Raw genomic sequence first — 4,827 nt, 5'->3', positions numbered from 1 at the left:
GCCGCGGGCAGCCCCGTGAGCACGAGTGCGCCGAGTACCGTCAACGCGGCACAGCCGGCTGAAACGTGTCTGTGGGCCATCAGGCGTCTCCTCGGGTGGGGTACGAAAGGTCTCGAATCCCTAGGTTTCGCCGAAAACCGATCAGATGATGTACGTCCACGGCGCGTTCCGCGCATCGGACGACAAGAAGGGGCCGCCCGGCCGAGCACGGGATGCCGGGGTGCCGACCCGCCGGGTACCGGGCGGGCCGGCGCTCGCTCAGGCGGGTGCGAGGCCGGGGCTGCCCGCCTCCGTCACGAAGGACGCGGCGGTCGAGACCGGCGCGCCCGGTGTCGTCACGGCTGACACGGTCCTGAAGTCGGCCCGGGCCTGCTGCCGGTCGAGGGTGACCCGCACATAGCCGCGGCGCCCGTCGTAGAACTTCAGGTGCGGGTTGGCCGTGAGGTACGTGTCCCAGGTGGCGGGCCGCGCGGCACCGTCCCGTCCGCTCGCGACCGACGTGGCGGCGAACTCCGTGCCCAGGGTCCTTGAGGCCGGGTCGTCGAAGTCGTCCTTGATGTCGAAGGCGTACGCGGCGTGCAGGTCCCCGGTCATCACCACCAGGTTCTCGACCGCGGCCGACTTCGCGCCGTCGAGGATCCTTCGCCGCGAGGCCCGGTAGCCGTCCCAGGCGTCCATGGACATCAGGGGCTCGGCGGTGAGGTCGAGCTTGCGCTGCGAGAAGCAGACCTGTTGCGGCAGCACGTTCCACAGGGCCTGCGAGGCACGCCAGCCGTCGATCAGCCAGCTCTCCTGGGCCGCCCCGGTCATGGTGCGCGACGGGTCGTCCTGGAGGGGGCCGCCGGTGTGCTTGGTGTCCGCGTACACCTGGTCGGAGCGGTACTGGCGGGTGTCCAGGATGTCGAACTGGGCGAGCGTGCCCCACTGGAGCCGGCGGTAGAGCCGGGCGTCGGGGCCGCTCGGCAGCTGTGCGGCGCGCAGCGGCTGGTTCTCCCAGTAGGCGCGGTAGGCGGCGGCGCGGCGCAGCAGGAACTCCTCGGGCGGATCGTCGTTCTCGCTGATGGCGCCCGCGTAGTTGTTCTCGACCTCGTGGTCGTCCCAGGTGACGACGAAGGGGTGCGCCGCGTGGACCGCCCTGAGGTCCGGGTCGCTCTTGTAGAGGGCGTAGCGCAGCCGGTAGTCCTCCAGGGTCATGGCCTCGCGGTTGAAGAGGGCGGGCAGCTTCCGGTCGGTGTAGGCGCGCTGACCGCCCGCGGAGTTCACGGCGTACTCGTACAGGTAGTCGCCGAGGTGCAGGACCACGTCGACGTCGTCCTGGGAGAGGTGGCGGTGCGCCGTGTAGTACCCGTCGTGGTAGGCCTGGCAGGAGACGGCGGCGTAGGAGAGCGAGGCGCCGGCGGTGGTGGCGGCCGGTGCCGTGCGGGTGCGGCCCGTCTCGCTGATCCAGGTGCCGGCCCGGAAGCGGTAGTGGTAGACGCGGCCGGGCTCCAGGCCGTCGACGTCGACGCGCAGGGTGTGGTGGTACTCCGGACGGGCGACGGCGGTGCCGCTGCGGACGGGGGCGGCGAAGTTCTCGTCGGAGGCCAGTTCCCACTGGACGGTGACGGACTGCTGGGGCAGGCCGCCGTCGGGCTCGAAGGGGGCGGGAGCGAGCCGGGTCCACAGCAGCACGGAGTCGGGCAGCGGGTCCCCGGAGGCGACGCCGAGCGTGAACGGATCGCTGTCGATCCGCGCCGCGTCGAGCGTGCGGGAGGCGGCCGCACCCCGGGCCGGCAGCTGGGTGCCGAACGCGAGAGCGGCGGCCGCGGCGCTGACCGTGAGGAACCGCCGCCGCCCCAAGTGCCGTGCGGCGGCGAGCAGTTCGGGGTTGTGTCGCGAAGCCAAGGGGGCTCCTCCCGCGGTTGGTCGCCGGCAGAGAACCCCCGCATGCTAACCAGACAATGATCAGATTTCGGACATGCCTGTCGGAGTGCCGGTTAACCTGTGCTCATGCCTCGCTACGAATACCGCTGCCGCACCTGCGGCGACACCTTCGAGCTCAGCCGCCCCATGGCCGAGTCCTCCGCCCCCGCCGACTGCCCGGCCGGCCACGACGACACGGTGAAGCTGCTGTCGACGGTGGCGGTGGGCGGCTCGGCCTCCGCCTCCACCGCGGCCCCGGCGCCCCGGGCGGGCGGCGGCGGAGGGTGCTGCGGCGGCGGTTGCTGCGGCTGACCGTCGTACGGGCGCTTCTTCAGGCTGCCTTCAGGTCGGCCTCCCTAGCGTGGGCCCATGTCAGCCATCGACTGGGTCCACGGCCTCATGGACACCCTCGGCGCGCCCGGCGCCGGGGTCGCCATCGCCCTGGAGAACCTCTTCCCGCCCATCCCGAGCGAGGCGATCCTGCCGCTCGCGGGCTTCGCGGCGAGCGCCGGCCGGATGAGCCTGCTCGCCGTGCTGCTGTGGACGACGGCGGGCTCGGTGGTCGGCGCCCTCGCGCTCTACGGCGTCGGCGCGCTCCTCGGCCGGGACCGCACGGTGGCACTCGCGGCCCGGCTGCCCCTGCTGAAGGTCTCGGACGTCGAGCGGACCGAGGCCTGGTTCCTGCGGCACGGCACCAAGGCGGTGTTCTTCGGCCGGATGATCCCGGTCTTCCGCAGCCTGGTCTCGATCCCGGCCGGCGTCGAACGCATGCCGCTGCCCGTGTTCCTGACCCTGACCACCCTCGGCAGCGCCCTGTGGAACACGGCGTTCGTCCTCGCGGGCCACGCCCTGGGCGCCAACTGGGCCCAGGTCACCGACGTCGTGTCCGCGTACTCCAAGGTCGTCCTCGGGGCCGCCGCGCTCGCGGTCGTGGCGTTCGTCGCCGTACGACTGCTGCGGCGGCCCTCGTCTACTGAGGCGTCCGAGCCGTCCTGAGCAGCTCCCGCAGGATCCGCTCCCCCGCCAGCACGCCCCGCTCCGGCAGCGCGGCGATGGCCGGAGCCGTCCAGTTCTCGTCGGCCAGCTCCCCGTGCCCCGGCCGCCAGCCCCGGTCGGCCGCGAGCAGCAGGTCGGCGTCGAGCAGGGAGTCGCCCGCCGCCAGCGTCAGGACGGCACCGGTACGCCGGGCCACCTCGCGCACGGCCGCGCTCTTGGTGAGCGGCTTGGGGACGGCATAGATCTTGCGGCCCTGGAGGGAGACCGTCCAGCCGCGGCTCTCGGCCCACACCGCGAGCTCCTTCACCCACTCCTCGGGCAGCAGTTCGCGCTCGACGACGAGGTAGGCGAAGAGATCCTCGGCGATGCGGTGCTTGCGCAGCCACAGGGGGTCGGCCGTCGCCTGGAGGTGCGCGCTGATCTCGGCCAGCGGGGCGCACTCGTCGGCGAGGCGGGCCGTGACGCGCGCGTGCCAGTCGTGGTCGGTGACGCCGTCGACCAGCAGGTGGCCGCCGTTCGCACAGATCGCGTAGGCGGGCGGCGGGCCTGGCAGGTTGATGCGCTGGTACTGCTTGCGGGTGCGGGTGGTCGTCGGCACGAAGACCGCCGCGTCCCCGAGCTCGCAGAGCAGTCCGGCCGCGGTCTCCGTCATGTACGACAGCGGCTTGCTCTCGTGCACCTCGACGCACAGCAGCCGGGGCGCCCGCGCGTCCGGCATGGTCAGTGCGAGGGCGGCGGCGGAGTAGATGAGCGTGCGGTCGAGGTCGCTGGCGACCAGCACCGGGGCCTGGGCCGCCATCAGAGCGCCACCGCCCGGCCGTCGGCGCCTGTGGCGCCCCGCGTGTACTTGGGGTGGATCAACCCCACGCAGGTGTAAGGGAGTTCGGCGACCTCTTCCACCGGGACACCTCTCTGCTCGGCCAACAGGCGGACATGGTCCAGGTCCGCGCCCGCCCCGGCCCGGGCGAGGATCTTCCAGGGCACCCGGCGCAGCAGCACCCGGGTGGTCTCGCCGACGCCCGGCTTGACGAGGTTGACGTCGTGGATGCCGTACTCCTCACTGATGCGTTCGACGGCGGCCCAGCCCTCCCAGGTGGGCTCGCGGTCGCCGGCCAGCAGTTCCTTCACGGTGGCGTCGACGGCGTCCACCACGTCGGGGAACCGGGCGGCGACGGCGTCCAGGAAGTCCACCGACACGTCGGCGCCCGCGAGTTCGCGGTAGAACTTCGCGCCGTGGAAGTCGTCGGGGCCGACCAGGTCCGCACGCAGGACGGTCCGTGAGATCAGGCCCGACACCGTGGAGTTGAGGCAGGCGGAGGGGATGAGGAAGTCCTCGCGGGTGCCGTACGTCCGCACGCACGAGCCCGGGTCGGCGAGGACGGCGATCTCCGGGTCGAAGCCGGCGGGGCCGCCCTCGGCCTCGAACCGCCTGATGGCCTCCGCCAGTTCGCGGGTGATCGCGCCCTTACCGGTCCAGCCGTCGACGAAGACGACGTCGGCGGGGTCGTGGTGGGCGGCCAGCCAGCGCAGGGCGTTGGCGTCGATGCCGCGGCCGCGGACGATCGAGACGGCGTAGTGCGGCAGTTCGAGGCCGTGGCGGAACCGGGCCCAGCGGCGCATCAGGACGCCGACGGGGGTGCCGGCGCGGGCGAGGGAGACGAGGACGGGGCGCGGCGAGCGCTCCTGGAGCACGATCTCCGTGACGGCGCCGACGGCCTGGGCGAGCCTCGCGGAGGACTCCTCCAGAGCCGTCCGGAACAGTTCCTGGTACTGGTCGCTCGGCTGGTACTCCACGGGCAGCGACTCCGCGTAGTGCGCGCCGCCGCTCTGGATGGCCTCCTCGCGCTCCTCGGTCGGCGCCTCCAGCGTGACGTCCGAGAGGTCCTGGAGCAGCCAGCCGACCTCCTCGGGGGCGTACGCGGAGAAGGC

5 protein-coding genes are annotated in these 4,827 nt (G+C 72.8%); 2 read left to right on the top strand and 3 right to left on the bottom strand.

The features are described 5' to 3' along the window. Positions 1 to 258: 258 nt before the first annotated feature. Complete coding sequence (locus tag EHS43_RS37605) at positions 259 to 1,884, bottom strand: alkaline phosphatase (RefSeq protein WP_125195108.1); 1,626 nt, start codon at positions 1,882 to 1,884, stop codon at positions 259 to 261. A gap of 105 nt (positions 1,885 to 1,989) precedes the next feature. Between EHS43_RS37605 and EHS43_RS37600 the strand changes: the two genes are divergently transcribed. Together EHS43_RS37600 and EHS43_RS37595 are read left to right on the top strand one after the other, a co-directional pair. Next, positions 1,990 to 2,214, top strand: coding sequence for a zinc ribbon domain-containing protein (locus tag EHS43_RS37600; RefSeq protein ID WP_125195107.1), 225 nt, complete (start codon positions 1,990 to 1,992; stop codon positions 2,212 to 2,214). Between the two features lie 57 nt (positions 2,215 to 2,271). Beyond that, positions 2,272 to 2,898 (top strand): DedA family protein, encoded by a 627-nt coding sequence (locus tag EHS43_RS37595; RefSeq protein ID WP_125195106.1) that lies wholly within the window; start codon positions 2,272 to 2,274, stop codon positions 2,896 to 2,898. Here the strand turns inward: EHS43_RS37595 and EHS43_RS37590 are convergent. Beyond that, positions 2,873 to 3,697, bottom strand: coding sequence for an HAD family hydrolase (locus EHS43_RS37590; RefSeq protein WP_125195105.1), 825 nt, complete (start codon positions 3,695 to 3,697; stop codon positions 2,873 to 2,875). The two genes, EHS43_RS37595 and EHS43_RS37590, sit on opposite strands and share 26 nt — an antisense overlap. After that, the coding region (locus EHS43_RS37585) for a cysteine protease StiP family protein (protein WP_185806583.1) at positions 3,697 to 4,827 on the bottom strand (1,131 nt) is incomplete at its 5' end. The genes EHS43_RS37585 and EHS43_RS37590, both read right to left, overlap by 1 nt.

It is taken from the genome of Streptomyces sp. RP5T (assembly GCF_003933965.1).
Lineage (GTDB): Bacteria > Actinomycetota > Actinomycetes > Streptomycetales > Streptomycetaceae > Streptomyces.
This window is presented reverse-complemented; position numbering and strand designations above follow the sequence as displayed.

What these genes read in the sequence shown, in the direction of transcription:
- EHS43_RS37600 (WP_125195107.1), top strand. Translation starts at nt 1,990, where the DNA reads ATGCCTCGCTACGAATACCGCTGCCGCACCTGCGGCGACACCTTCGAG.
- EHS43_RS37590 (WP_125195105.1), bottom strand. Translation starts at nt 3,697, where the DNA reads ATGGCGGCCCAGGCCCCGGTGCTGGTCGCCAGCGACCTCGACCGCACG.
- EHS43_RS37595 (WP_125195106.1), top strand. Translation starts at nt 2,272, where the DNA reads ATGTCAGCCATCGACTGGGTCCACGGCCTCATGGACACCCTCGGCGCG.